Genomic DNA, 26,359 nt, shown 5'->3' with positions numbered 1-26,359 from the left:
TCCGCGGCCCGGCCGTCAGGATCCTGTCGCCCCCAGCGGCTGCAGGCTCGGGTGGTCGCGCAGCGCGTCGAGGCCCTGGGTGCCGAGCACCGTGATCACCGCGGCGATGGGGGCGTCGACGCCGCGGAGGCGGAGCGGCTCGACGTCCGGGAACTGGCAGACGAGCGCCCACTCGCGCACCTCGGGGTAGACGGCCGTCATGCCCGCGTACCAGAACGCGAGCCATCGGCCGCCGACCTGGCAGAGGAGGCGGCGGTCGGAGATCACGAGCCGGACGGGCTGCAGCTCGCGCCACCGCTCGGCGGCCTGCGCCTCGTCCGCGCTCCGCCGGGACGCGTTCCCGAGGGCCGCGACCGCCATCCCGCCGAGCACGAACGCGGGGCTCCCGACGAGGAACCCGCTCGAGCGCGTGTACGTGACGTCCTGCCCGTAGTAGCGCTCGTAGTCCGCCTGCACGTCGTAGAGGAACACCTCGCCCGGCTCGGCGACGACGTCCCAGACGGGGATCCCGGGCGGGCGCTCGCCGCGCAGCAGCGACGCTCGGAGGCGGCACGCCTCCGCCCAGCCCGCGGCGCTCCGGGCCGCGAGGTCCTCGGCGGCCGCCGCCTCGCGGGCCGGCCGGGCGAGCTCGTGCCGGGCGCCGCGGACCATGCCCGCCAGCACGCGCGCGCCGCGGACCAGGGTCCGCACCGCCGCGACGCAGAGGAGCAGGAGCACGAGCCCGGGGATGAGGGTCTCGGGTCGGGTGAGCACCGACGGATCCGCCGCGGCCGTGAGGAGCGCGAGCAGCCCCATCCCGAGCACGAGCAGCGCGGGCCAGCAGAGCAGCAGCCGGAACCAGCCCGGCACCTCGCGCGTCACGACGCCGCTCCGGTCGGATCCGGCTCCGGCCGCGGCGCGCACGGCAGCGGCTCGCCGGCCTCGGTGGTGGCGGAGGTGCGGGCGAAGGGGCCGGTCGGGCCCATGAGGACGGCGAGGTGGTAGTCGGCGTGATCCCGCCACCAGACGCTCATGCCGGTCGCGCCCTCGAGGCGGAGCGCCTCCCACGCGAGCCACAGCGCCTCGAGCCGCGCGACGGCCTCGGGGTGGCGCCACCACGCGGGATCCCACCGGCCCTCGCCGCGCGGACTCACCTCGCGGCGGTAGGTGGGCGCCAGGAAGTCGCGCACGAACGCGTCCACGTCGGCGAAGACCGGACCCTCGGATGCTGCGGGCGCGTCGCCCCAGCCGAAGGCGTCCGTCACGAGGCGGCCCCCGGCGCGGCCCCCGGCACTGCTGCCGGGCTCGCGACCGCGCGCGCTTCGGCGGCCGCGAGCGAGGCGCGGATGACGGCGGCCTCGGGCCCGTCCATCCACGGCACGGTCGCGATCATCGAGGCGCGCACCCCGGACGCGAGCAGCACGGCGCGGCCGCGGGGCAGCTCGGCGAGCTCCGCGGTGTCGAGGATCCGGCGCCGGTCGTTCTGCACGCTCGTCGACCGCACGCCGCGCGTCGTGGAGCTGGAGACCGTCTCGTGGTCGTAGTCGCCGATGAGCTCCGAGAGCTCCCGCAGCCACTCCGCCTCCTTCACGCCGCCGAGGTACACGACCTCGTTCGCGGCGCTGAACAGCTTGCGCATGCCCTCGCGGCCGAACACGTCGACGCCCTGCGCGTACGACTGGAAGATCGACATGACCGGGATCCCGCGCGAGCCGAGGTGCGAGTACAGGTCGGGCAGCTCCTTCCACCGGCACACGTTCGCGGCCTCGTCGAGCACGCACACGAGCGGCGTGGACAGGCGGCCGCCCGGCTGCGTGCGGGCGAGGCGCTCGGCGGCCTCGACGATCGCGACCGTGAGCGCCGTGACGAGCGGCGCGGCCGTGCCCTCGCCCTCGACCGAGAGGGAGTAGAGGGTGTCGGTGGAGCGGACGAAGGCGTCGGGGTCGAGCCGGGGGCGGGGATCCGCGGCCGCGTCGCCGCCGGCTGGCGTGATCCACCTGTTGATGCGGCTGCTGCGCACGCACGACGCCATCTTCCGGGCGGTCGCGTACACGCCGTCGCGCTGGCGGGGCGAGGTGCGCGACGCGCTCTCGACATCGTCCGCGATGAGCGGGTAGCCGCCGCGGCGGAGCACGGCCACCATCTCGCGCTCGTCGGGATCCGTGAGCCAGCCGAGCACGTCCGTGATGGGCCGGTGGTCGAGCGCGGCCGCGAGGAGGAGCCCGGTGAGCAGGTCCTTGCCGGCCGCGTCGAAGAACGCGTCGCCCCGGTCGTCGGGCTCCCGGGATCCGGCGGCGAAGTGCCCGGCGAGCTTCGCGGCGGAGGTGTCGTCGGTGACGGATGAGAGCGGATCCCACCACCAGGTCGGCTCCTCGTCCACGACCTGCTGCGGGTCGAAGACCCACGCGGTGCCGACGCCGGCCCGCAGGTCGCGGGTGGCGTGGACGACGTCGGGCTTGTTCGACGTGGTGATGAGCGCGCCGGGTGCCGCGAGGATCGCGGGCACCACGAGCGAGGTGGTCTTGCCGACGCGGGGCCCGGCGATGCCGACCACCACGTCCTCCCACGACGCGTAGACCATACCGCCGGAGCGGAGGTCGCGGCCGAGCGGCAGGCCGGGCCGCCCGGGCACGCCGAGGCGCGCGGCCTTCGCAAGGGACGCCCGCTCGCGCAGCTCCTCGAGGTCGGACGCGGAGGCGAGGTAGCGGGCGCTGCGGTCGACGCGCGTGCGGCCGCGGCCGAGGCGGCGGATCGCGCGGGCGACCACGACCGTGACGGCCGTGAGCAGCGCGGCGACGGCGACGGCGAGCACGACCGCGAGCGGGGTCCACGACACCTCGCCCTTCTTCAGCGCGATGGCGACGGCGAGCGGATCCGCGGGCAGCGCCGCGCCCTCGCCGGTGAGCGCGTGCGCCGCGGCGAGCCCGGCCCAGGCGGACGCGAGCAGGCCGGCGGCGATGCCGATGGCCCACGTCGCGATGATCGTGCCCGGGTTCGCGCGCCCGGGCTCGGCGCGGCGGTTGGTGCGGTCGGAGCTCATGCGGCGCCGGCCTCGACGGTCTCGCGCTCGGCGTCGAACCCGTCGGCGATCCCGCCACCGGCCCCGCCCACGGCCGGCTCGGGCGGCCGCCCCGACGTCTCGTCCGGCTCCGGGAACGACTCGGTCGCGTGCCACGCCTTGTTGGTGTCGTTGATGTGCCGCTCCTCCTCGGTGAGCTCGACGTGCACGGGGATCCCCGGGTGCCCGCCGACCTTGATGAGGAACCGCCCGCGGCCCGGCGGCTCCTGGTCGGGCGACCAGCCGGGCGGGTTCTGCCACGACATCACGAGGTCCTGCTCCGAGCGCGACAGCGCCACGGCCTGCGTGAGCATCGACATCTCCGCCCGCGGCAGCCCGCCCGCGACGACCATGCCGGCGCGCTCGACGAAGCCGCGCGCCTTCATCCGGTCCTGCTCGTCGGCGAGCGCGAGCAGGTCGGACATGGTGTGCGTGATCATCGCGAGCCCCACGCCCCGCTGCCGGTTGAGGCGAGTGAGCGAGTCGATGCGGTCGACGATGCCCTTGCCCACGCGGAGCGCGCGCCACAGCTCGTCCATCACGATCAGGTAGTGCCGCCGGGGCTGGAGGCCCGCGTCGGCGAGGGCTGTCGCGACGTTCACGGTGCCGAAGCCCTGCGACCAGCACGCGAGGAGCACGGCGGCCTGGAGGTCGGTGTCGGACTCGTCGATGGACGACACGTCGTAGACCACCGGCCTGTCGTGCCGCATGGCCACGTCGGTCTGCTGCGCGAAGATCTCGCCGAGCCGCCCGCCGCGCGTGAGGCTGATGAGGCTGGCCTCGAGCCCGCGCGTGATCTCCTGGTAGCGCCCGAGGTCGCCGCGGTCGACGGCCACGTCGCGCACGGCGGGGTGGGCGTCCTGGATCACGCGCAGCAGGTCGGCGAGCACGGGCACGCCCGGGAACTCGTCGTCGAGCACGCGCAGGGCCGCGTCGATGATCGACTCCTCCACGTCGTCGGGCGCCTGCTTGCGGAGGATGGTGAGCAGCGACGAGACCATCGTGTTGCGGCGCCCGTGCGCGTCGGCGATGAGGCGCTGCCGCTCCTGCTCGAAGCCGGCGGCGCGCAGCTGCTCGGCGGCCTCGATCGCGCCGCCCGGATCCAGCACGTTGAGGTGCCCGCGGCCCCGACCGAGCGTGATGACCTGGCCGTCGAGCGCGTGCACCATGTCGACGTAGTCGGGCTTGAGGTCGCCGAGCACGAGCGGCAGGTAGCCCATGCCGTCGCCGCCCACGCACATGCGGCGGATGAGGGTCGACTTGCCGAGGCCGGGGAGGCCGAGGGCGAAGATCGACGGGTTCGAGATGATCCCGGACTGGAACCACGAGATCGGGTCGGCGCACACGGTCGCGCCCGTGTCGAGGTGCAGGCCGAGCGGCACGCCGCTGATGGGGCTGCTGGATCCGACCGCGTAGGGCCAGAGGCCGCACACCTGCACGGTGGTGCCGCGCCACTCGGGCGCGGGCTGCACGAGCACGGTCTCGCCGCGGGCACGGCCGAGCCAGCCGCGCGGGGAGGGGCGACGGTGGGAGCGCGCGGCGGTGCGGAGGGCGCGGCGCTCCGCCCGGGTCGGCCGCGGCGTCTCGGGACGGGCCTCGGCCTCCGACGCCACGCGGGCGGCCTCGGCGGCGAGCTTCCGGGTGCGGCGGGTGGCGACCTTGCGGGATCCCTGGTCAAGCGCGGGCACGGCGGCTCCTCTCGGGGCGGGCGGCGGTCGCCCGGCGGGCGGCGGCGCGGCGGATCACAGCTGGTCCCGGATGTCGTGCGGGATGGCCAGGTGCCGCGGCAGCACCAGGCCGAGCGGCAGGCCGGCGGCGAACGCGGAGTCCTGCGAGCCGTGCACCACGCGCAGCCGGATGCGGGCCTGCGCGGAGAGGCTGTCGACCGCGGCGCGCGCGTCCTCGATGGTCGCGGGATCCTGCACGGTGGCCGTCACGACCATCCCGAAGTTGACGAGCCCCGCGCCGCCCGACTCCTCCGACTCGTTCGCGAAGGCGGCGATCACGTCCTTGCGCGACCGGCCGGTGGGGTTCTTGGTCGACCCGACGAGGAACTCGGCGTCGCGCTTGTCGGCCTCGACGATGGCGGCGGCGCGCGCCGGGTCGATGGGCCGGTAGAGCATGGTCACGCGCTTGCGGGCGATGTGCCGGTGCGGCGCGAGCAGGCGCGACAGGATCGACTCGCCCACGTTCCCGCGCGGTGCCTGCGACATCATCCACGACACCGAGAACGCTGAGTCGTGCCGGTAGGAGTCCCACGACGCCTGGTGCGCGGTGGGCCCGACCTCCGGCCAGTACAGCTCGGTGGCCTGGCCGGCGGAGTTCGCCTGGTCGATGAGGATCGCGGCGGCGGGATCGTAGGCGATCCGCACCACCTCGCACAGGTCCTGCGCCGTGAGCGGCCGGGCGGCTCCCGCTCCCGTGGAGGACAGGCCCGAGGTGAGGCCGGGCAGCCGGTAGGCGAGCTCGCGGCCCATCTCCTCGGGGCTGCGTCGTGCCGCGCCGGTGCGCGCGGCACCCGCGAACGTGATGGCGACGTACGCCTTGATGGTCGCGGCGCCCGCCGGGTAGGTGGCCACGATCTTCCGCAGCACGCTCTTGGAGAACTCGGATCCGCGGTCGTCGATGCGCCCGAGCACCTCGGACGCGAGCCGCGTGCCGGTGTCCGGCGCGGTCTCGAGCGTGACGGAGGCGGCCACGAGGCCGGGCTCGTCCGCGAGCGCCTCGAGCCAGGAGCCCCACTCGGCCACCCAGATGTCGACCTGCTCCTGGTCCACCAGCGCGGATCCGTCGGGCTCGGCACCCAGCACCACCGTGAAGTCGTTCGTCGACGGCACCTCGATCAGCGCGAACGGCCGGCCGTAGGAGTCCTTCCACTCGGTGAGGCGGGATCCCGCGGCGAGGCCCGGCAGCTGCGCCGTGCCCCACTCCGCGAAGCCCAGCGGCCCCGAGCGGTAGAGGTGCGCGCCGCGGTTGCGGGCGAACAGCCAGCCCGCGCGGTTCATGATCCGGATCATCCCCGACTCCCCGTGCTTGTCCTTGACCGCGACCGCCGCGAGCACGCCGGCGAACACCGCCGCCGTGATCACCCCGGCGACGAGTCCCTTGTTGGTGGCGACGATGATGACCATCACGGCCCCGGCGAACCCGAACATCGTCGGGAACATGCCGAGCCCGCCGACGCCGCGGGTGCGCGGCTTCCGCCAGTTGCCGTACGTGCGCGCGGTGGCGCGGCCCTCGATGGCGCTCATGGATCCGTGTCCCTACCTGGCCCCCGAGGGGCCCTCTCCCGCGGCGTCCTCGACGGCGCCCCTGGTGGCGTGCGCCGCCTTCTTGGCACCCTCGGCGAGCTTCGCGACGCCGAGCGCGGCGAGGCCGACGGGACCCGCGACCGCGGCTCCCGCGGCGGCCGCTCCGCCGGCGGCGCCGCCCGCTGCCGCGCCGCTCGCGCCGGCACCGGCCTTGGCACCCGCGGCCGCGCCCTTGGCGGCGGTGCCGTTGCGTGCGCCGGCGCTGGCGTTGGCTGCTCCGGAGGGTCCGGACGCGGATCCGCCGCCCGCGCCGCTGCCTCCGCCGCCCGACCTGCTCGCCATGGATCCGGCCTGCTTGATCGCCCCGGACGCGGCCTCGCCGGCTCCGCCCATCACGGCGCCCGCGACCGCCGCGCCCGACACCCCGCCGGCCGGCGCGACCATCGGCGCGATGAAGCGCATGAGCGCGGGCAGCGCGATGAGCGCGATGAGCATGAGCGCCATCCCGGTGAGCACCGCCCAGATGCCCTGCCCGTCCTTCGCGAACAGGTCGGTGCCGATGAGGCGGAACGCGGCCGCGTAGACGAGCGCGGCGGCGGGCTTGTAGAGGATGAACGCGGTGAGCCAGCCGAGCGACTTGCGGAACCACTGGTTCCCCGTCGGCGTGTTCGTGAAGCTCGCGGTGAGCGGGAGGATCCCGGCGAGGAGGACGAGCATCGCCGACCGGACGATCATCATGGCGATCTGCACGTACGAGATGAGGATCGCGATGAGGGCGAGGATCAGGACGCCGATCGTCCCCAACGGCGACTGCGCGGTGAGCTGCATCATGAGCGCGATGTTGCTGCCGAAGCAGTTGCCGCCGACGTCCGCCACATCGCACTTGGTCGCCGCGTTCAGGACGCCGACCGCGAAGGCATCACCGAGTCGGACGGCGAGCTGGATCACCGTGAGCCCGATCGTGGAGACCATCACGAGGGTCACCAAGGACCGGAGCAGCTCGCGGACCGGATCCGCCCGCTGCGTCCACGCCAGCCGGATGCCCGCGAGGATCACCGACCCGACCGCCATCGCGAGGACGACGAACCAGGTGGAGTTCTGCAGGAACCCCACGGCCGTGGTGGATCCGTCCGGAGCCGTCTTCGGGATGACCCAGGCGACCAGCGACGACGCGCTGGTGATGAGGAAGACCCCTCCGAGCACGAGCCCCAGCCGCCCGAGACTGTCCATGCCGGTCTCGGACGAGCGAGCTCGCATGTAGAGGATCGCGAACCCGATGATCGAGAGGACTGCCACCACGAGCCCGATCCACGCGACGTACCCGAGCAGCGTGTCGAAGTCACCGGTGACGGTCGAGTTCGGCTCGTAGCCGTCGGTCGAGCCCTCGCCCTTCGTGAATTGCGGCCCCGGTATGTAGACCCACATGGTGCCGAGGGATGCGACGACCTTGCCGAAGGTCTCGAGCGCGGCGTCCATCAGCTGTTCGAGGGTGTTCTTCGCACCTTGCTCGATCGCGTCGGCCACGATCTCCGAGGTGGAACATCCGATGTCGCCGAAGCTGCAGCCCACTTCACGCCCCGGCCCACGGGATGTATCCGCCGAGGCTCTGGAGCTGCGACGAGTCGAGGGGGAGAGTGCCGTCATCCGCGAGCTCGAACTTCCAGTCCCCGTCGACCCACTTCAGGATCATCGGCATGCTCACGAGGGCGTTCCCTTGGCTGGTGACAGCGGCGGCGACCTCGACGGTCGTCTCCGACGGAGAGTAGGACTCGATCTTGAAGCCGGAGATCTGGAGGCGGACGCTCGACGACGAGGTCGAGGAGGCCCCTGCCTTGGCCGCTGCCGCGTCCTTGCCCGGCCCCGGAGCTGCCAGGTCGGCGATGTGGCTCTTGAGTCGTCCGTCGGTGGACTGCCCGATGTAGTTGGCGACCGCGTACAGGGCACCGGTCGCCGTGTGCGCGTAGCAGGAGCGGATGCCGTCGGAGCCCGTGACCCCCGGGCCCGCGCCCTGAGGGTCATCCGGGACCGCGACCGTCCCGACGAGCTTCCACGTCGTCGCGGGAGCGGTGTCGAGCGAGCTCGTCTCCTCGTACCCCGGGAGGCCGCACACGGACGCGGCGCCGTCCGGCAGCGCGGATGCGCTCGGCGCCGCGGGCGCCGCCGGCTCCGCGGCGGCGGTCGCGTCGCTCGTCGGCGCCGCGGCCTGCGTCCCACCGCCCGAGAACGCGCCCGTCGCCGCCGCGATGCCGCCGCCCACGAGGACGAGGGCGAGGAAGGCCGCGATGGCGATCCAGAGCGGGCGCTTGTGGAAGGGCGTGGCGGGGGTGCTCATGAGGATCCTCTCGGGGGAGCGGGCGGCGCAGGCAGGCAGGTCGGGGGAAGCGGCGGTCGCGCTACGCGATCACGAAGCTCACGAGCGACGCGGCGCCCAGCCCGAGGAAGAGGCCGAAGCCGATCTTGATGAGGCGCTCCTGGATCTCGCCGCCCTCGTGCCGGTTGTTGCGGAAGAGCATCGCGCCGGTCGCGATGAGGGAGAGCACCGCGAGGGGCAGGAGCACCCACTTGGCGATGCCGATGATGCGGCCGAACTTCTCCGTCCAGTCGGCGGGGGCCTGCGCGTCGCCGTTGGGCACGTCGATGGCGACGGCGTCCATGGCGTGGTGGATGTGCGCGGACGCCTGATGGACGGCGTCGAGCGCGAGGAGCGTGGGGGACATGAGGGCCTCTCGTGGAAGGGGGGACTAGCGGGGGGAAGCGGTGAGCTGCAGGTCGGCGAGGAGCCGCTGGTGCTCGCGGCCCATGTCCGCGGGCTCCGCGGGGCCGAGGCGCCAGGCGTCGATCCACGGCAGCGTCCACGCGCGCGGGTACCCGCCGGCGACGAGCTGCTCGAGCTGGCGAAGCTCCTTGGGGCGTCGGCCCGGCGCATCCGCCACGAGGACGAGGCCGACGAGGTCGACGAGGCCCGCGACCTGGCCGGACGCCCACTCGCGGGCGACCCGCTGCGCGGCCAGCAGGCCGGAGTGGTCGGTGCGGGCGACGACGACCACGCGGGAGGCGGGGGATCCGGCGGCAGGAGCGGGCCAGGCGTGGCCGGCGGGGCGGGACCCGGGAGCGAGGCGCGCGAGGGTCGTCTCGCCGGCGCCGCCGTGGGCGCCGACCCACCACAGCTCGGCGGTCCCGTCCGCGCGGCGGACGGGCAGGCGGTCGGTCGCCGCGGGGGCGGCGACGGTGGCCGGCTGTGGTGCGCGGGGTCCGCGGAGGCGCTCGCGGCGGGTGAGGGGAGGGGCGTCGGATGCGGGTGCGTCGACGACCGCGGGCGCGCCGACCACCCATGGATTGCCGCTGTCGCTCATGCCCTGCCCGTCCCACCCGAAGGGTCTCGTGCTCGCCTCACGCGTGATCCACCGGGCGGGGGATGTCGACAGGGCGCTGCACGGTGATGCTGTCAAAGTGCTTGCGCAGACGCAAGTGCTTGCCCCTGCTCGCATTTTCCATGAGACTGTCTCGCCGACGTCGATCCTGGCGGGCACCGCCGCTCGCGCGGGCCGGCTCTCCACACCGGACGCCGGCATCTCCCTCGCACGACCCGCACGACGCCCCCTCACCGAGAGCCGCAGATGACCGACGCCCCGACCGTGCCCGCCTTCCCCCGCATCGACGCCACCATCACGCCCACCATGGGCGGCCGGGCCACCGGGGTGCTCACCGTCAACGGCGTCGCGACGCCGTTCGCGGAGGCGTCGGAGGACGACATCCGCCGCGGCATCGTGACGAGCGTGCGCGGCATCGCCGAGCAGATGCAGCGGGTGGTGCGCCTCACGACGCGCGACCGCTTCGGATCCCAGGCGCTCGCCGTCGGGCCGGACGGCACGGTCGAGGCGCTCAGCGAGCTCGACCGCACGGACGCGATCGCGGAGCCGGCGGTCGTGCCGCCGATCGCGGCCGCGCACGGGGGAGCCGCGGCGCCGATCGCCCCCGTGGCGGCGGTGGCCGCCGTCCCCGCCGCGTCGCCCGCGGTAGGTGCCCCGGCGCCGACCATGCCCTCGACGGTCGCGCCCGCTCCGGCCGCCGTCGCGGATCCGCCGCTCACCCGGCGCGCTGCCCGCCAGTCCTTCCTCACGCGCGAGGAGGTGGAGGAGCCGGCCACGCAGGGCATGCGCGGCACCCTCACGCGGCTCGGGATCCGCATGTCGCCGTCCGAGGCCGAGCGCCTCGAGCGCGAGTGGACCCGCCTCGTCAGCCAGCACTGGCCCGGCCCCCGCACCGTCGCGGTCGTCAACGGCAAGGGCGGGGTCGGCAAGACCATGACCACCATCTGCCTGTCGTCCGTATTCGCGCGGCACGGCGGCGCGGGGGTGCTCGCCTGGGACAACAACCAGACGCGCGGCACCCTCGGCTGGAGCACGGAGCAAGGTCCGCACGACGCGAGCATCCTCGACCTCCTGCCGCAGGTCGACCGGCTCCTCGGCACGGGCGCGCAGTCCGCCGACCTCGCGCACTTCGTCCACCACCAGACCCGCGACCGCTACGACGTGCTCCGCTCGAAGCCCGAGGTGCTCGCCACCCAGCAGCGCTTCGACGACACCACGGTGGATCTGATCCACGCGGTCGCCGCCAAGTTCTACCGGCTCGTGCTCATCGACTCGGGCAACGACGAGACCGACCCGATGTGGCTACGCGCCATCGAGCGGGCCGACCAGATCGTGGTGCCGACCATCGGCGAGGCCAAGGCGGCGGAGTCGGCGGCCCTCCTCATCGAGGGCCTCGCCGAGCGCGGCGGGCACTTCGCCGACCTCGCGGAGCGCGCGGTCGTGGTGGTCAGCGCGCACAAGCACGACCTGGCCCCCGCCGAGCTCGCGAAGATCTCCGACGGCTTCGCGCCCCTCGCGCGCGACGTGGTGACGGTGCCGTACGACCCGGCCCTCGGCGCGGACGTCCTCAACTACGGCGCGCTCCGGGCGTCCACGCAGCGGGCCTGGCTCCGCGCGGGGGCGGCCGTGGCGCGGGGCCTCTGATGCGGGCGGGCGCAGCGTGGTCGGGCGTCGTCCGCGGGGCGGGTGCCGTCGCGCTCGCCGCCGCCCTTGCCCTGGGAGTCGCCGGATGCACGAGCGTCACCGTGCACGACGACGGGAGCCCCGTGGATCCGGCCCCCTCGTCCGGCGCGGCCACGGCGGACGGCACGGGCGGCGGCGACGCCGGCACCTCCACCCCGGGCGCGACGGACGACGGCGCCGCCGCGGAGCCCGAACCGGTGGCGGATGCGGCATCGCAGGCGGCGGCGCTCGCCGCGGCCGACGAGGTGATGCGCACCTACGCGCAGCCCGGGATCACCGAGTCCGAGTGGGAGCGGCAGATGACGCCGCTCCTGTCGCAGCAGGGCGCGGTGGCGTTCGTGCCCACGATCCCCTCGCGGCTCACGGCCCACGCGGTCACCGGCACCGGCACGGTCATGCCGGCGCCGACGGCCTACGCGCTCATCGTGCGCGTGCCCACGGACGACGGCGACTACGACGTCGCCCTCATCCGCTCGTCGACCACGGCTCCGTGGCTGGCGGACGAGATCCAGGCCGTCCGCGACAAGTGAACGGCGGCGGCAAGGGGATCCTGATCCTCATCGGCACGCCCGCGGCGCTGATGGGGATGATCGTCTTCCTGGTGCTCTTCGGCTTCGGCGGCGACGACGCGTCCGCCTGCACGACGCAGGGCGCGGCGTCCTCGTCGACCGGGCCGCGCACGCCCGTCGACGGCTACTCGGGGGACCAGCTCGACAACGCCGCCGCGATCATGGACGCCGCCGCCGGGCTCGGCCTCTCCCGGCAGGCGCAGGTGCTCGGGGTCATGGCCGCGATGGGGGAGTCGTCGCTGCGCGCCATCGACTACGGCGACGACGCGGTGAACCCGGACGGCTCCATCGCCGACTCGATCGGGCTCTTCCAGCAGCAGTCGTCGTGGGGCACGGTGCAGGAGCGCATGGATCCGACGTCGAGCGCGAAGCTGTTCCTCACCCGGCTGCAGAAGGTGGAGGGGTGGGCGACGCTCGAGCCGACCCTCGCGATCCACGCGGTGCAGATCAACGCGGATCCGTACCACTACCGGAGGTTCCAGCAGCCGGCCGAGGACGTGGTCGCGCAGCTGTCGGGCGCCTCGGCCGCAGCTCCGGCGGCGACCCCCGTCGCGTCCGGCACGCCGGATCCCTCCGCCACCCCCGCGCCCGTCGGCGGCTGCTCGGCCGGCGGCACCGTGCTCCCGCTGAAGGCGCCCTTCGACCAGACCTCCGGGTACGGGCCCCGCGTGAGCCCGACCGCGGGCGCATCCTCCTGGCACCCCGCGAACGACTACCAGACGCGCGAGACGGGGACGTCCTCCGGGCGGAGCGGCTACTCGTGCGGCTCGCCCGTGCTCGCCGCGCAGGCCGGCAGCGTGACGACCGCGGGCGGCTACACGGTGTCGATCCGCTCGGCCGCGGGCTACACGATCAGCTACCTGCACATGTACGAGCCGGACATGGAGGTCCACGTCGGGGACGCCGTGACCCCCGGCCAGGAGATCGGGAAGGTCGGGTCGAACGGCCCGTCGACGGGGTGCCACCTCGACATCCGCATCGACGTCGCGGGATCCACCGACCCGCGCGTCAGCGGCCTGCCGCAGTCGCAGACGCAGGGGGCGCCGGTGAGCGGCTACGTCGATCCCGAGGCGTTCTTCGCCGCGTTCGGCGTGACGCTCTGCGGCGGGGAGTGCCGGCATGCGTCCTCGTGAGACCGGCGGGGTTGCGGTGCACCCGGGCCCTGCGACGATAATTGCTCAGGCGGGTAAATTTGAGCATCCCGCGCCCGATCCGACCGGAGCAGCACCCGCGCATGGCAGACGACGACACCTGGGACGCGCTGCCGGCGACCCTGCGGTCGGCGGACCTGCAGCGGATCCTGCAGATCGGCCAGACGACCGTGAGCCTCTGGTTCGCGAAGGGCACCATCCCCGGGTACCGGATCTCGCACTCGTGGATCGCGTTCCGCTCCGAGGTGCGCGAGTGGCTCGAGTCGACGTCGACCGTGCCGGTGCCGCCGCACGAGCCCTACCCGCATCCGCTCGACGCCTACCCCGACCACCTCACGCACCGCGACCTCATGGAGCTGTTCCAGAAGAGCCGCCCGGCGGTCCTCGGCTGGCTGCGCGACGGCGTGATCCCGGCCATGCGCCCCGGCGGACGCTGGCTGATCGAGAAGGCGGCCGTCCGGCGGCTCCTCGAGGAGACGAGCAACCAGCGCGCGGACTTCGTGCCGAAGGGCGATCGCGCGGCGAGCTGAGGCGCGCGGTGCGCGGGGGCGGCCGACGGCCCGTCGCCTGCCCTAGCCTGGCTGCTTCGCGCGGTCGGATCCGGCGCTCGAGGACTTGCGGCGGGATCGGGACGGCGCGACGTGCTGGGCACTTCGGCGTTGACGACGACAGGCGGAGCTCGGGCTTCATGCGTCCGGAGCCGTGCGTTCCGGCGCGGGGCTTCGTGATCCTGCAGACGCGGGGCACTTCGATGAGGAGGAATTGATGGGGATATGGAACGCGCCTGAGGAGCGGGAACCGGCTGTGCGGGCGGTGGTGCGCTGGCGCTTGGCGGAGCTCGACCTCCAGCGGGAGATCCGGCGGCTGCAGGACGCCGGAGTCGACCGTGACGAGCTGGCCAGGGCCCTCCGCATCTTCGACGGGCAGGACGTGCGTCACCTCGAAGGTGCCCGGGACGTGGCGATGCCCGTCGAGGGATTCTCCGGGGCGACGCCATTGGAGATCTGCGAGCGGTACGCAGTGGGATATCTCGATCGGGAGCGACTGGTGGACGAGCTCACGCGGTTCCCGTACGTGCCGTTGGACAAGCCGGAAGGTTGGGATGACCTCGTAGTGAATCCCCCCGGGACGTGGATGGACCTGTCCATAGCTCGCGGCGAGAAGCTGATCGACATGGACGTGTACGCCGATGTCTTCGATCGCGTCAACGCGTCTGGCGACTGAACGATGCAGTCCGAGGGCGACATCGATCACCTGACGAGGCTGCGTCAGCTCTCTCGGGATGGCGGTCCGCTCGGGCTGGACGCCCCGAGCGCGTCGATGGCCAACCCTGCGTGGTACCGGGCCGGCCGACCGACGGCTGCGCGCGCTGTCATGCACGAGCGCCTGCTGTCGGATGCTGAGGCTTCGGTACCTGAGCTGGGGGCTCACCGGCGCGCGGTCGTGCTGGCGGGGCCACCGGGTGCCGGGAAGACCTCGACGCGAGAGCGCACGCTGGGGGACGCGGCCACCGGCTTCCTCATCATCGATGCGGATGAGTTCAAGAAGCGGCTGCTGAAGGAGGCGATCGCGGACAAGAGCTATGAGTCGTGGATCAAGCCCGCCGCTGTGCGGGAGCTCGAGGCGGCGGGAGAGCGGTTCCACCCGATGGAGTTGTCGTCGCTCCTCCACACGGAGTCCTCATTCCTCGCTGACGAGCAGAGGGCACGTGCCCTGCGAGGCGGGAAGAACGTCGTCATCGACACGGTCCTGAGCTCGGACACGAAGGCGCGCCAGATCATGGGCGAGCTGGAGCGGGCCGGGTACGACGTCCAGGTCGTGGACGTGGAGGTGCCGCGGGAGGTGTCGGAGGAGCGGATCCGGCAGCGGTGGCGCGAGGGGAACGAGGCGGCTGAGAAGGGCGAGGGGCTCGGGGGTCGGTGGGTGCCGAGCGAGTTCGGGGCGTGGGTGTACGGGGAGCCGGGCGGTGGGTCGCGGCCGGAGGCGAACGCGCGGATGGTCGCGGCGGAGTCGCCTGCGGTGTCGCGGTACCGGGTGTACCGGACGACGGCGGAGCAGGCCGAGGCGAAGGCGCCGCCGGTCCTCGAGACGGACATGTCGCGGGCGACGCGGGGCGGGCCCCTGGTGTCGACGCGTTCGGCCGAGGCGGAGATGCCGGGTGCGAGGCCGCTGCCGGGGATCGCGCGCGCAGGTCGGACGACGCGAGGGCGAGCCGGACCGGCGCGCGTGGACCGCGGGCGCTAGGCCGGCTCGTCCGTCACCCGCGCGTACTCGGAGCCCGAGCGCGTCCGCAGCACCAGGCCCGCGTCCACGAGGTGGCGGCGGAGGAGCGCGTGGTCGTCGGTGAGGCGCAGCAGGCGCGCGGCGAGGGTCCTCTCGTCGAGCACCTCATCGGGGTCCAGCACCTGGGCGACGACGTGCCGCAGCAGGTCGTCGAGGTCGGCGGGGCCCGCCGGCCACTGGGCGATGCGGCCGTCGCGGAGGAAGCGCTCGACGCCCTGGGCGGGCGGCGTCGCGGGCTGCTGGGCGAGGATCGCGCGGAAGACGGCGTCGGGCGCGGTCGCGGTGCCGCCGGGGTCGAGCGCGACGAGGCCGGATCCGGTGAGCGCCGCCCGGGCCTTCCGCGCGCGAGCGGGGGAGAGGTGGGCGAGGGCGCCGTCGAGGCCGGATCCGAGGACGACCCGCGCGTACGCGGCCCGCATCTCCGCGTCGGCGAGCACCGCGGCGAGGCGGCGCGGGTCGATGTGGTCCATGCCCCCATCCTGCCCGGCGCCTTCCCGCGCGCCGACCACGCCGATACGGTCGGGACATGACCGTCCTCCGCTTCCTCGGCCGCGTCCTCATGCGGGTCGTCTACGTGCTCGGGAAGGTCGGCATCGGCGGCAGCGGCCAGAACCCGGCGAACGGCGACCCGATGGGGTTCGACAAGCCGCAGCAGTACCGGCCCTGATCGCCGGCTCCCGCGCGTCCTCCCCAGAGTCGCCGCATCCCGGCAACTGACGGTTCATGTCGCGGGCCCCGTGGCCATCGATCGTCGCGCCTACCGTCGGGCAGACGGGGCGTTTCCCCGTGCGGAGAACGAGGGGGACCATGCAGCACCACGACGGACGCCTCGAGGTCGTCACGCTCAGCAGCACGGACTGGCGGGTGTGCGACGCCCGCATCCCCGAGTCCGACGCGAGCCGACTCCTCGCCTACGTGCAGCAGCACGACCACCGGGTGGAGCTCATGCGGATGCGGCCCGTGCCCGGTCTCTGCGACTGGTTCGCCTCCGTCGAGGACGCGCTCGCGACGATCGCCGCGGAGCTCCCGAGGGATCACGCGCTCACGGCGTAGCGCCGCACGCTTGTCCGGGTGCCGGTCTCCGCGTGCCCAGAACGGCGGACGGCCCCGATCCTCGCGAGGAGGATCGGGGCCGTCGGCCTGATGGGGCTGATCAGCTCGCGTCGGAGACCGCGGAGTTGATCGCGGTGGGTGCGTCGTACTCCGTGTCGGCGATGCCGCGGAGCGCGTCGAGGGTGTCGGAGTCGGCGCCCGACTCCTCCGCCTTCTTCACGATCGCGTCCTTCGATGCCGGGTAGTCGAGGCCGCTGAGGTGCTTCTGGAGCGCGATGGGGTCGATGGCCATGGGGTGTCCTCTCGTCGGGTGCGGGCTGCGTCGCCTGCGTGTCGAGTCGACTCCCGAGGTCGAGCAGTGGGCAGGGGGACGGTCGCGATCTACGGGGAGCCGTCAGGATCCGCGGTCGCCGCGGGAGCCGGGGGCTGCGCGGGCGCCGACGTGGCCGTGCCGGCCGGCCGTGTGAACCCGGTGTCGGGCGCCGACGCGCGGATCCGGTCGACCATCGAGCTCGTGGACTGCGAGGGCACGTACCCGAGGATCGACACCTCGCCGCCGTACGCGCGCACCACGTCGGTCTCGTCGAGCATCTCGGGCGTGTAGTCGCCGCCCTTCGCGTAGACGTCGGGCCGCACCGCCTCGAGCAGCGGGATGGGGGTGTCGGTGTCGAACACGGTGATCACGTCGACGCACGAGAGCTCGGCGAGCACGCCGGCGCGGTCCTCGGCGGTGTTCACCGGCCGGTCGGATCCCTTCAGCCGTCGCACCGAGTCGTCGCTGTTCAGCGCCACCACGAGGACGTCGCCGAGGCGCTTGGCCTGGCGGAGGTAGGTGGTGTGGCCGCGGTGCAGCACGTCGAAGCAGCCGTTCGTGAAGACGATCCGGCGGCCGGCGGCGCGCTCGCCGGCGACGAGGTCCACGAGCTCGGCCTGCGACACCGTGCGCGAGCGGGTCTCGCCGAGGTGGTCGGCCAGGGTCGCGGCGGAGCAGACGGAGGTGCCGGGGAGGCGCACGACCACGTCGGCGGCGGCCTGCGCGAAGTCGGCGGCGACCGGGAGCGGGAGGCCGACCGCGCGCGCGAGGGTGAGGGCGGCGACGAACGTGTCGCCCGCGCCGGATGCCTGCTTCTCGGGCACCGGGTGCGCGCGCGTCCGGTACGGCTCGCCCGCGCCGAGCACGACGGTGCCGTCGCGGTCGAGGGTGACGACGGCGGTGGCGGATCCGGCGGCGGCCAGGATCCGGTCGCCGAGCGACGCGACCGCGGCGGCGCGGTCCTCGTCGCGCGCGAACGGCCGGTCGACGAGGCGCCCGGCCTCGCCCGCGTTCGGGGTGATGAGGTCGGGGCGGAGCGGCGCCCAGATGGCGGGATCGTGCGCGTCCACGACCGTGAGGCCGGGGCGGCTCGTGCGTGCGGCGAGCGACTCGAGCACCACGCCGTGCAGCGTGCCGGTGCCGTAGTCGGAGACGATCTCGGCGTCGACGCCCGCGGTGGCCTCGAGGGCGGCGCGGGCGAGGGCGCGGGCGTCGTCGCGGTGGACGGATCCGCGGTGCACGTCGTCGACCCGCACGATCACCTGGTCGTCGCCCACGATGCGCGTCTTCGTGGTGGTGCGCAGGCGCGGCGAATGCACGAGGCCGGACACGTCGACGCCGGCCGCGAGGAGCAGGTCGCGCACGCGGTCGCCCGCGGCGTCCTGGCCGACGAGGCCGACCATCCGCACGGTGCCGCCGAGGCTCGCGAGGTTGACGGCCGTGTTCGCGGCGCCGCCGAGCGACTGGATCCGCTCGCTCACGTCCACGACGGGCGCCGGCGCCTCGCGCGTCATGCGGTCGCTGTGGCCGCGCCACCACTCGTCGAGGATGACGTCGCCGATGACCGTGACCGTCGGCCGGCGCTCGGCGAGGAGGCCGATGATCCCGCGCAGCTCGCTGGTCATCGCGCGTCGTCCGCGGTGGAGGCGGGCTCGACCGGCGCGTCGACGAGCGGCGTGTCGCCCGCGCCGGCTCGAGCGGATCCCGCGGCCGCCTCCGCCGGGGCGGTCGCGGCGTGCGGATCGCCCGCGTCGAGCACGGGCAGCCCCAGGTGCACGACGGTCGTGGTGCTCATCTCGTCGAGCAGCTCGGGGCCGTAGCCGAAGCCCGATCCGCTGCGGCCGCGGGGCTGCGCGGCCCCGCCGGGTGCGCCGCCGAAGACGCCGTTGACCTTGATCGTGCCGACGGGCAGCTCGGCCGCGGCGCGCTGCGCGTGCTCCATCGACGCGGTCAGCACGCTCGCGGCGAGCCCGTACCGGTCGTCGGATGCGCGGGCGAGCGCCTCGTCGAAGTCCGCGACGACCTGCACGGCCGCGACCGGGCCGAAGGTCTCGGCCGTCATCACGGTCATGTCGGCGGTGCAGTCCACGAGCACGGTGGCGGGGTAGCGGGATCCGGGGCCGTCGGGCACGTGCCCGCCGACGAGCGCGCGGGCGCCCTCGGTGAGCGCCTCCGCGACCTGCTCGTGCACGGCGTCGCGCATGCGCCCGTCGACCAGCGGGCCGAGGTCGCCGGAGGAGTTCCAGCGCTCGGCCTCCGCGACGAGCGCGGCGGTGAAGCGGTCGGCGATGTCGCGGTGCACGTAGATCCGCTCGACCGAGGTGCAGATCTGGCCGGCGTTGGCGAATGAGCCGAGGGCGGCCTGCGCGGCCGCCCACGCGGGATCGACGCCCGCGTCGACGAGGAGCGGGTCGTTGCCGCCGTTCTCGCGGATCACGTGCGTGGGGGTCCCGGCGGCACGGCGCGCGATGGCCTCGCCGGCGGCGGTGGATCCGACGTGCGCGACCACGCGCGTGCCCTCGTGCGCGACGAGCCGGTCGCCGACGTCGCCGCCGCCGACCACGGAGACGAGCACGCCGTCGGGCAGGGCCTCGGCGAGGATCCGGCCGAGCAGCTCGCCGGTGTGCGGGCAGCGCTCGCTCGGCTTGTGGACCACGGTGTTGCCCATCACGAGCGCCGCGCCGATGATCCCCGCTGCCACCGCCACCGGGTCGTTCCACGGCGTGAGCGCGACCGTGACGCCGCGCGGCCGCGGGACCGAGAAGTCGACGGCCGGGAGGGTGCCGAGGAGGCTCTTCCCGCGGTGGACGGGCCCGAGCTCGGAGTACTGCAGCAGCGTGTCCACGCCCGCGCCGACGCCGCCGAGCGCGTCGCCGCGCGGCTTGCCGGTCTCGCGCTCGTTGAGCTCGGCCAGCTCCTCCGCGCGCTCGGCCAGCGCGTGGGCGGCGCGGCGCACGGCCTGGCCGCGCTGGGCGGGCGGCGTCGCGGCCCACGCGGCGGACGCGTCCACCGACCGGCGGACCGCGGCGTAGACCTCGTCGGGCGTCGACGCGTCGATGTCGCCCACGAGCGACCCGTCGCGCGGATCCGTGATCCGCAGCGTCCCGGGTCCGGCCTCGGCGTCCGCGGGGTCGATGAGGCCGTCGATGTCGAGTGCGGTGTCGGTGGTCACGGGTCTCCTCGCGGGGTCGGCGGCCCACGGGGATCCGCGGGTGGATGCGCTCGCGCGCCACCCGGCCCGTACCCACTTCCCCCGCTGCTCACACGGAGGCGCGGATCACGACTCGAGGTGCCCCAGCTCCGGCTGCGCCAGGAACGCCACGACCGGATCCGCCGCCGCGCCCGTCTCGAACACGACGAGGTCGTTGCGGCCCGCGCGGAGCTGCGCGCCCGGCACGTAGAGCGTGTGCTGCGGCCCGCGGGTCCAGTGACGGCCGAGCGCGAAGCCGTTGACGAAGGCGACGCCCTTGCCCCACGAGCGCGTGTCGAGGAAGAGGTCGGCGGGCGCGTCCATCTCGAGGGACGCGTGCGCGAGCACGGGCCCGTCGAGGAAGCGGACCGGCTCCGCGACGGAGGCTCCAGCCAAGGACGCAGCGGACGACACCGAACCAGCCATCGCGTCCAGGTCCAGCGGCACGCTCGCCCAGCCGGTGAGCTCGACGCCGTCCAGCGTCGCCGGCCCGATGAGCCCCTTCGCCTCGCCGATCCGCACGCCGTAGTTCACGCGCCCCTGGTCCTCCACGAGCACCTCGAGGATCCGGCCGGGCGGCACGGCGATCGCGGTCTCGTGCTGGTCGCGCTGGATCACGCCGATCCGCACGCCGTCGACCGACACCACGGCCCGGTCGCGCACCTCGCCGAACGCGAGCACGCGCGTGCGGGTCGACGCGGGCAGCTCCACCCGGTGCAGCGCGAACCCGCGGAAGACGCCGAGCTGATCCATCGACGGCACGGCGTCGGTCGCGCGCCAGGCAGCGGCATCGTCCGGCACCAGGTCGGCCAGCGGCACGGCCGCGTCGAACGCGACCTCGAACGCGGGCGCGTCGCCGCGCATCGCCGGCACCTCGTCGGGGACGGACCGGTAGCGCGCGATCACGTCGCGGAAGGCGAAGAACTTCGCTGTGGGGGATCCGGTCTCGTCGAGCGGGGCGTCGTAGTCGTACGAGGTGACGTGCGACTGGTACGTGCCCTTGTGGTTGGCGCCGTTCGTGAAGCCGAAGTTCGTGCCGCCGTGGAACATGTAGATGTTGACGGAGGCACCCGCGGCGAGCAGCGCGTCCAGCTCGGCGGCGGCGTCGGACGCCGAGGTCGTGTGGTGGTGCTCGCCCCAGTGGTCGAACCAGCCGTCCCAGAACTCGCTGCACATGAGCGGGCCGGTGGGCTGGTGGCGGCGGAGGGTCGCGAGGCGCTCGGTGGCGCGCGAGCCGAAGGATCCGGTGCGGTGCAGCTCGTCGAGGCTGCCGCGCGAGAGCATCTCGTCGGTCGGCTGGTCGACGGTCGTCAGAGGCACGATGATGCCGGACTCGCGCGTGAGGTCGACGAGGTGGCGGAGGTAGTCGGCGTCGTCGCCGTACGCGCCGTACTCGTTCTCGATCTGCACGAGGATCACGGGACCGCCCATGTCGATCTGCCGCGGCGCGACGATCTCGTAGACGCGGCGGAGGAACTCGTCGACGGCCGCGAGGTACAGCGGCTCGCTGCGACGGACGCCCACCGCGGGATCCTCGAACAGCCAGCCCGGCAGCCCGCCGCCGTCCCACTCGGCGCAGATGTAGGGGCCGGGGCGCACGATCGCGTGCATGCCCTCCGCGTGCACGAGGTCGAGGAAGCGGCCGAGGTCGAGGCCGGCGCTCGTGTCGAAGGCGCCGCGCTCGGGCGAGTGGGCGTTCCAGGCGACGTACGTCTCGATGGTGTCGAGCCCCATGAGGCGGGCCTTGCGGATCCGGTCGGCCCACTGGTCGGGGTGCACGCGGAAGTAGTGGAGCGCGCCCGCGATGACGCGGTGCGGGCGGCCGTCGAGCTCGAAGTCGTCGGCGCCGATGCGGAAGCGGGTGCTGGAGGCGGGGAGGCCGGGCATGTCGTGTCCTTGCGTGAGGGAGGGCATGGGAGAGGGGAGGCGCGACTCGCGTCGCACCTCCCCTCGGGTCGATCGGTGGTGCTACTTCACGTCGACGGTGAAGCCCTGCTGCTGGCCGTACTCGGCGGCCGCCTTGCCCCACGCCTCGAGGACGGGGTCGAGCGACGTGCCGTTGGAGTACGCGGACGAGGCCGAGTCGCTGAAGATGCTGTTCGTGTAGACCTGGAAGGGCAGGTACTGCCAGTCCGGGACGACCTCCTTCGAGGCCGCGCTGAGCACCTCGTTGATCTTCTGGCCGCCGAAGTACTCGGGCGTCTCGTTGAGGAACTCGTCGCTGTTCAGGTCCGCCGTGGTGGAGGGGAATCCACCGGCGTCGAACGAGATCTGGCGACCCTGCTCGTCGGCCGTCGTGAACTTCGCGAACTCCGCCGCGACGAGCTTGTTCTGGGACTGCTGCATGACGGCGATGGAGGATCCACCGCTCTCCGCGGTCGCGGTGTCACCCGCGGTGTACTGCGGCATGGGGGCGACGCGCCACTGGCCGGAGCCCTCGGTGGCCTGCGCCTCGAGGTTGCCGGGCATCCAGGCGCCGGTGATCAGCGTGGCGATGGATCCGTCGCCGAGGCCGCGGAACCACTCGTCGGTCCAGCCGGGGGTCTGGGCGAGCGAGCCGTTGGCGACGAGCTGGTTCCACATGGCCGTGTACTTCTTGGCGCCCGCGTCCTGCATGTCGATGGTGACCTTGTCGCCGTCGACCTTGTAGGGGTGGCCGCCGGCCTGCCAGATCATGCTCGTGGTGAAGCCGGCGTCGCCGGAGTCGCTGGTGATGTACTGATTCGGGTCGGCGGCGTGCATCTTCTCCGCGGCGGCCACGTACTCGTCCCACGTGGTGGGGACGGCGATCTGGTACTTGTCGAAGATGTCCTGGCGGTAGAACATCGCCATGGGGCCCGAGTCCTGCGGCAGCGCGTAGAGGGCGTCGCCCTCGGTGACCGCGTTCCAGGTGGACGCCGTGAACTGGTCCTTGAGGTCCGTGTAGCCGTAGCCGGAGAGGTCGGCGAGGGACTTGCCGAGCGCGAACTGCGGGATCGCGAAGTACTCGATCTGCGCCACGTCGGGAGCGCCCTTGCCCGCCTTGATGGCGTTCTGGAGCTTCGTGTACTGGTCGGCGCCGGTGCCGACGTTCTGCACGTCGACCGTGATCTTCGGGTGCTCCTTCTCGAACGCCTCGGCGATCGGCTTGATCGCGGGGGCCCAGCCCCAGACGGTGATGGAGGACTGCGTGTCGAGGGCCTTCGCGAGGTCGTCGGCGCTGGCGGAGTCGGCGCTGGCGCCGCCGCCGGATCCGGACGAGCACGCCGCGAGGGAGCCCGCGAGGACGATGCCGAGGCCGAGCGCGATGGCGCGCTTCGCCCTGCGGGGGAACGAGATGGACATGGTGGTGCCTTTCACTTCTTCGTGGTGGTGAGGGGAGGTGCGGAGGTGCTGTCGGAGGGCGCTACGCCTTGACGCCGCCGGCCGAGAGGCCGGACTGCCAGTAGCGCTGGAGGAAGAGGAACGCGATCACGATCGGGATGATCGCGAGGAACGAGCCCGTGATGACGAGGTTGTAGATCGGCTGGCCGCCCACGGTGGTGGACTGCGCGTTCCACTGGTTGAGCCCCACGGTGAGGGGGTACCAGCGGGAGTCGCTCAGCATGATCAGGGGCAGGAAGTAGTTGTTCCAGGTGGCGACGATCGAGAACAGCAGCACCGTGATGAGGCCGGGCGACAGGAGCCGCAGGCTGATCGTGAAGAAGGTGCGGATCTCGCTCGACCCGTCGATACGGGCGGCCTCGAGGATCTCCTCGGGCACCGAGTCGACCGCGTAGGTCCAGATGAGGTACAGCCCGAAGGGGCTGATGAGCGACGGCAGGATGATCGCCCACGGGGTGTTCGTGAGGCCCATCTGGCTGAACAGCAGGAAGGTCGGCACCGCGAGGGCCGTGCCGGGGATCGCGACGGCGCCGAGCACCACCGCGAACACGATCTTCTTGCCGGGGAAGTCGAACTTCGCCAGGCCGTAGCCCGCGAGGGTCGCGAGCAGCGTGGCGCCGCCCGCTCCGACGACCACGTAGATCAGCGTGTTGCCGAGCCAGCGGACGAACTCGCCGTTGCCGTAGGTCAGCACGCCCTGGATGTTGTCCCACAGCGCGAAGTCGCCCGAGAACCAGAGGCCGAACGAGCTGAACAGCGCGTCCTGCGTCTTGGTCGAGTTGACCAGGAGCCAGAACAGCGGGAGCACGGAGTAGATGAGCAGCAGCGCCATGACGAGCGTGAGCACGATGCTGCGGCGCTCGCGCGGAGCGCCGGCGCTCTTGCGGCGCTTCGGGGTGCGCTCCGCCGGGGCGTCGCGGACGGGCGTGCCGGCGTCGGGCGCGGCGAGGGGGGTTCCGGTGAGGGTCGACACGGTCAGCTGTCCTTCCGGGTGCCGACGAGCTGCACCACGTAGGCGACCACCATCGTCAGGACGCCCATGATGATCGCGATGGCGGCGGAGTAGTTGAACTGCTGTCCCGCGAAGGACAGGTTGTACGCGTACATGTTCGGGGTGAAGTACGAGCTGATCGCGTTCGGCGCCAGCGTCTGCAGGATGTTCGGCTCGTTGAAGAGCTGGAAGCTGCCGATGATGGAGAAGATCACGCCGATGACGAGCGCGCCGCGGATGGCGGGGAGCTTGATGCCGGTGATGATGCGGAACGGGCCCGCGCCGTCGAGCTCGGCGGCCTCGTAGAGGTCGGGCGAGATGACGCGGAGGGCCGCGTAGAACAGCAGCATGTTGTAGCCGACGAACTCCCACGTGACGATGTTGCCGATCGACGCGAGGATCCAGCTCTGCGAGAGCAGGTCGGGGAGGTCCCAGCCGGTGGCCTGCTCGACGTTGCCGACGAGGCCGAAGCGGTTGCCGTAGATGAAGCCCCACATGAGCGCCGCGACGACCGCGGGGACGGCGTAGGGCAGGAAGATCGAGATGCGGAAGAACGCCGTGAAGTGCAGCCGGGCCGAGTCGAGCGCGAGGGCCGCGAACAGGGCGATGAAGAGCATGATCGGCACCTGCACGACGAGGAACAGGGCGACGCGGCCGAGCGCGTCCCAGAAGTTCGGGTCGTTGAGCGCCTGCGTGTAGTTCGCGATGCCGACGAACGAGTTGCCGCCGATCATCCGCTCCTGGAACAGGCTGAGGTAGATCGAGTAGCCGACGGGCGCGATGAGGACGACGAGGAAGACCACGAGGAACGGGGCGACGAAGCCCAGTCCGGTCCAGCGTCGCTTGTCGCGTCGCATCGGGGGACCGCTCGGGCGGGCCGCGTCGGGCGCCTTCGGCCGGGTGGCCGAGGTCGACATCGTCGTCATGTTGTTCCACTTCGTCGGGGGATCTCCGCGCATCCAGCCCCCGGGGGAGGGCCGTCACCCCTTTCGGGGCGATTGGGTGTTTGCGCAAACATCTGTGATGCTCGCAACCATGACATCTCCACCGTCGGCCGTCAAGTCGGGTGGCCGGCGCACGCCCGGCGGCCGCACCGTGTCGATGGCCGACGTCGCCGCGCACGCCGGGGTGTCGGCCCAGACGGTGTCCCGGGTGTCCAACGGGGCGCAGAACGTGGAGGCCTCGACCCGGCAGCGGGTGATGGACGCGATGGCCGAGCTCGGCTACCGGCCGAACAGCGCCGCGCGGGCGCTGAAGACCGGGCGCTTCCGCAGCATCGGCATCATCATGTTCACGCTCTCCACCCTCGGCAACATGCGCACGCTCGACGCGATCGTCACGGCCGCGTCCGGCGCCGGGTACACGATCACGCTGATGCCGGTGCCGCATCCGACCGAGGGCGAGGTGGCCGGGGCGTTCAGCCGGCTGCAGGAGGAGGCGGTCGACGGGGTCGTCATCATCATCGAGGCGCACATGCTCGACCGGGCCGACGTGATCATCCCCGTGGGGCTGCCCGTCGTGATCATCGACTCCGACGCGGGCGACCCGTTCGTGGTGGTGGACACCGACCAGGAGCAGGGCACGCGGCTCGTGACGCAGCACCTGCTGGATCTCGGGCACACCGCGATCGTGCACGTCGCCGGCCCCTCCACCTCCTACTCGGCGGCCCGCCGCGCGGCCGAGTGGCGCGCGACCATGCTCGACGCCGGGCTCCAGCCGGAGGATCCCGCGCAGGGCGACTGGACCACGGCGTCGGGCTACCGCATCGGCAAGGAGCTCGGGCAGCGCGCCGACATCACGGGCATCGTCGCCGCGAACGACCAGATGGCGCTCGGGATCATGCACGCGCTGCACGAGCTCGGCCGCGAGGTGCCGGGCGACATCAGCGTGGTCGGCTTCGACGACACCGAGGAGTCGAGCTCGTTCTGGCCGCCGCTCACGACCGTGCACCAGGACTTCACCGAGATCGGCCGCCGCTCGATGCAGGTGCTGCTCGAGATGCTCGACGGCCGCGAGCCCTCGGGCGACCGCATCGTGCCGACGCGGCTCGTGGTGCGCGAGAGCGCGGCGGCGCCGCGGGGCGACGCGCGCTGATCCGCCGCCC

The 26,359-nt window shown here is 73.3% G+C and carries 26 protein-coding genes; 9 read left to right on the top strand and 17 right to left on the bottom strand.

The features are described 5' to 3' along the window. Nucleotides 1-15: 15 nt before the first annotated feature. The 9 genes from K0V08_RS09535 to K0V08_RS09495 form a co-directional block, all read right to left on the bottom strand. Nucleotides 16-903, bottom strand: a complete 888-nt coding sequence (locus K0V08_RS09535; protein WP_227266689.1) for a hypothetical protein — start codon at nucleotides 901-903, stop codon at nucleotides 16-18. Beyond that, nucleotides 858-1,244 carry a DUF4913 domain-containing protein gene (locus tag K0V08_RS09530; RefSeq protein WP_012039408.1) on the bottom strand — a complete coding sequence of 129 codons (387 nt, stop codon included), beginning with the start codon at nucleotides 1,242-1,244 and terminating at the stop codon, nucleotides 858-860. Before K0V08_RS09530 ends, K0V08_RS09535 begins: the two co-directional genes overlap by 46 nt. Continuing rightward, nucleotides 1,241-3,019: a type IV secretory system conjugative DNA transfer family protein gene (locus tag K0V08_RS09525; RefSeq protein WP_079534129.1), complete on the bottom strand. Its 1,779-nt coding sequence runs from the start codon at nucleotides 3,017-3,019 to the stop codon at nucleotides 1,241-1,243. Before K0V08_RS09525 ends, K0V08_RS09530 begins: the two co-directional genes overlap by 4 nt. Continuing rightward, entirely contained in the window at nucleotides 3,016-4,725 is a 1,710-nt protein-coding gene (locus K0V08_RS09520; protein WP_012039406.1) for a hypothetical protein, read from the bottom strand. The genes K0V08_RS09525 and K0V08_RS09520 overlap by 4 nt, the downstream gene beginning before the upstream one ends. Before the next feature lie 54 nt (nucleotides 4,726-4,779). After that, nucleotides 4,780-6,288: an SCO6880 family protein gene (locus K0V08_RS09515; RefSeq protein ID WP_086503562.1), complete on the bottom strand. Its 1,509-nt coding sequence runs from the start codon at nucleotides 6,286-6,288 to the stop codon at nucleotides 4,780-4,782. Nucleotides 6,289-6,300: 12 nt separating this feature from the next. After that, nucleotides 6,301-7,812 (bottom strand): TrbL/VirB6 family protein, encoded by a 1,512-nt coding sequence (locus K0V08_RS09510; protein WP_227324743.1) that lies wholly within the window; start codon nucleotides 7,810-7,812, stop codon nucleotides 6,301-6,303. 46 nt (nucleotides 7,813-7,858) lie between these two features. Next, a complete protein-coding gene (locus tag K0V08_RS09505; RefSeq protein ID WP_079534132.1) occupies nucleotides 7,859-8,620 on the bottom strand; it encodes a DUF8175 domain-containg protein in 762 nt (253 codons plus the stop codon). Between the two features lie 61 nt (nucleotides 8,621-8,681). Next, entirely contained in the window at nucleotides 8,682-9,005 is a 324-nt protein-coding gene (locus K0V08_RS09500; protein WP_053775336.1) for a hypothetical protein, read from the bottom strand. A gap of 24 nt (nucleotides 9,006-9,029) precedes the next feature. Further along, a complete protein-coding gene (locus K0V08_RS09495; RefSeq protein WP_012039401.1) occupies nucleotides 9,030-9,641 on the bottom strand; it encodes a DUF6668 family protein in 612 nt (203 codons plus the stop codon). A 264-nt stretch (nucleotides 9,642-9,905) separates the two neighbouring features. Here K0V08_RS09495 and K0V08_RS09490 point away from each other — a divergent pair, with 264 nt between their 5' ends. The 6 genes from K0V08_RS09490 to K0V08_RS09465 all read left to right on the top strand — a co-directional run bounded on the left by K0V08_RS09490 (nucleotide 9,906) and on the right by K0V08_RS09465 (nucleotide 15,306). Next, complete coding sequence (locus K0V08_RS09490) at nucleotides 9,906-11,303, top strand: MinD/ParA family ATP-binding protein (protein ID WP_079534134.1); 1,398 nt, start codon at nucleotides 9,906-9,908, stop codon at nucleotides 11,301-11,303. Beyond that, nucleotides 11,303-11,872, top strand: a complete 570-nt coding sequence (locus K0V08_RS09485) for a hypothetical protein (protein ID WP_079534136.1) — start codon at nucleotides 11,303-11,305, stop codon at nucleotides 11,870-11,872. The genes K0V08_RS09490 and K0V08_RS09485 overlap by 1 nt, the downstream gene beginning before the upstream one ends. Beyond that, entirely contained in the window at nucleotides 11,869-13,044 is a 1,176-nt protein-coding gene (locus tag K0V08_RS09480) for a M23 family metallopeptidase (protein ID WP_012039398.1), read from the top strand. Before K0V08_RS09485 ends, K0V08_RS09480 begins: the two co-directional genes overlap by 4 nt. A 101-nt stretch (nucleotides 13,045-13,145) precedes the next feature. Next, nucleotides 13,146-13,592, top strand: a complete 447-nt coding sequence (locus K0V08_RS09475) for a helix-turn-helix domain-containing protein (RefSeq protein WP_050976387.1) — start codon at nucleotides 13,146-13,148, stop codon at nucleotides 13,590-13,592. A gap of 235 nt (nucleotides 13,593-13,827) precedes the next feature. Next, the gene (locus K0V08_RS09470) at nucleotides 13,828-14,286 is read left to right on the top strand and encodes a hypothetical protein (RefSeq protein WP_228510922.1); all 459 of its coding nucleotides are present in this window, start codon (nucleotides 13,828-13,830) and stop codon (nucleotides 14,284-14,286) included. 3 nt (nucleotides 14,287-14,289) lie between these two features. Beyond that, entirely contained in the window at nucleotides 14,290-15,306 is a 1,017-nt protein-coding gene (locus tag K0V08_RS09465) for a zeta toxin family protein (RefSeq protein WP_079534140.1), read from the top strand. On the opposite strand, the gene K0V08_RS09460 is transcribed toward K0V08_RS09465, so the two are convergent. Continuing rightward, on the bottom strand, nucleotides 15,303-15,815 hold the full coding sequence (locus K0V08_RS09460) for a DUF2087 domain-containing protein (protein ID WP_079534142.1): 513 nt from the start codon (nucleotides 15,813-15,815) through the stop codon (nucleotides 15,303-15,305). The genes K0V08_RS09465 and K0V08_RS09460 overlap by 4 nt on opposite strands. A gap of 56 nt (nucleotides 15,816-15,871) precedes the next feature. Between K0V08_RS09460 and K0V08_RS09455 the strand changes: the two genes are divergently transcribed. Next, on the top strand, nucleotides 15,872-16,012 hold the full coding sequence (locus K0V08_RS09455) for a hypothetical protein (protein WP_167435242.1): 141 nt from the start codon (nucleotides 15,872-15,874) through the stop codon (nucleotides 16,010-16,012). Between the two features lie 140 nt (nucleotides 16,013-16,152). Then, nucleotides 16,153-16,398, top strand: coding sequence for a hypothetical protein (locus K0V08_RS09450; protein ID WP_043584061.1), 246 nt, complete (start codon nucleotides 16,153-16,155; stop codon nucleotides 16,396-16,398). Nucleotides 16,399-16,498: 100 nt separating this feature from the next. Here K0V08_RS09450 and K0V08_RS09445 read toward each other — a convergent pair whose 3' ends face one another. The 7 genes from K0V08_RS09445 to K0V08_RS09415 all read right to left on the bottom strand — a co-directional run bounded on the left by K0V08_RS09445 (nucleotide 16,499) and on the right by K0V08_RS09415 (nucleotide 25,181). Next, the gene (locus K0V08_RS09445; protein ID WP_012039392.1) at nucleotides 16,499-16,690 is read right to left on the bottom strand and encodes a DUF2795 domain-containing protein; all 192 of its coding nucleotides are present in this window, start codon (nucleotides 16,688-16,690) and stop codon (nucleotides 16,499-16,501) included. Nucleotides 16,691-16,779: 89 nt separating this feature from the next. After that, the gene (rfaE2, locus tag K0V08_RS09440; RefSeq protein ID WP_012039391.1) at nucleotides 16,780-18,336 is read right to left on the bottom strand and encodes a D-glycero-beta-D-manno-heptose 1-phosphate adenylyltransferase; all 1,557 of its coding nucleotides are present in this window, start codon (nucleotides 18,334-18,336) and stop codon (nucleotides 16,780-16,782) included. After that, complete coding sequence (locus K0V08_RS09435) at nucleotides 18,333-19,883, bottom strand: aldehyde dehydrogenase family protein (RefSeq protein ID WP_079534143.1); 1,551 nt, start codon at nucleotides 19,881-19,883, stop codon at nucleotides 18,333-18,335. The genes rfaE2 and K0V08_RS09435 overlap by 4 nt, the downstream gene beginning before the upstream one ends. Nucleotides 19,884-19,988: 105 nt before the next feature. After that, a complete protein-coding gene (locus K0V08_RS09430; RefSeq protein ID WP_079534145.1) occupies nucleotides 19,989-21,788 on the bottom strand; it encodes a glycoside hydrolase family 35 protein in 1,800 nt (599 codons plus the stop codon). An 81-nt stretch (nucleotides 21,789-21,869) separates the two neighbouring features. Further along, a complete protein-coding gene (locus tag K0V08_RS09425; protein WP_012039388.1) occupies nucleotides 21,870-23,225 on the bottom strand; it encodes an ABC transporter substrate-binding protein in 1,356 nt (451 codons plus the stop codon). Nucleotides 23,226-23,286: 61 nt separating this feature from the next. Then, nucleotides 23,287-24,237: a carbohydrate ABC transporter permease gene (locus tag K0V08_RS09420; protein ID WP_012039387.1), complete on the bottom strand. Its 951-nt coding sequence runs from the start codon at nucleotides 24,235-24,237 to the stop codon at nucleotides 23,287-23,289. A gap of 2 nt (nucleotides 24,238-24,239) precedes the next feature. Further along, nucleotides 24,240-25,181: a carbohydrate ABC transporter permease gene (locus K0V08_RS09415; protein ID WP_012039386.1), complete on the bottom strand. Its 942-nt coding sequence runs from the start codon at nucleotides 25,179-25,181 to the stop codon at nucleotides 24,240-24,242. Nucleotides 25,182-25,290: 109 nt separating this feature from the next. Here K0V08_RS09415 and K0V08_RS09410 point away from each other — a divergent pair, with 109 nt between their 5' ends. Next, a complete protein-coding gene (locus K0V08_RS09410) occupies nucleotides 25,291-26,349 on the top strand; it encodes a LacI family DNA-binding transcriptional regulator (protein ID WP_174240069.1) in 1,059 nt (352 codons plus the stop codon). Nucleotides 26,350-26,359: the final 10 nt, after the last annotated feature.

The organism is Clavibacter michiganensis, assembly GCF_021216655.1.
GTDB lineage: Bacteria > Actinomycetota > Actinomycetes > Actinomycetales > Microbacteriaceae > Clavibacter > Clavibacter michiganensis.
This window is presented reverse-complemented; position numbering and strand designations above follow the sequence as displayed.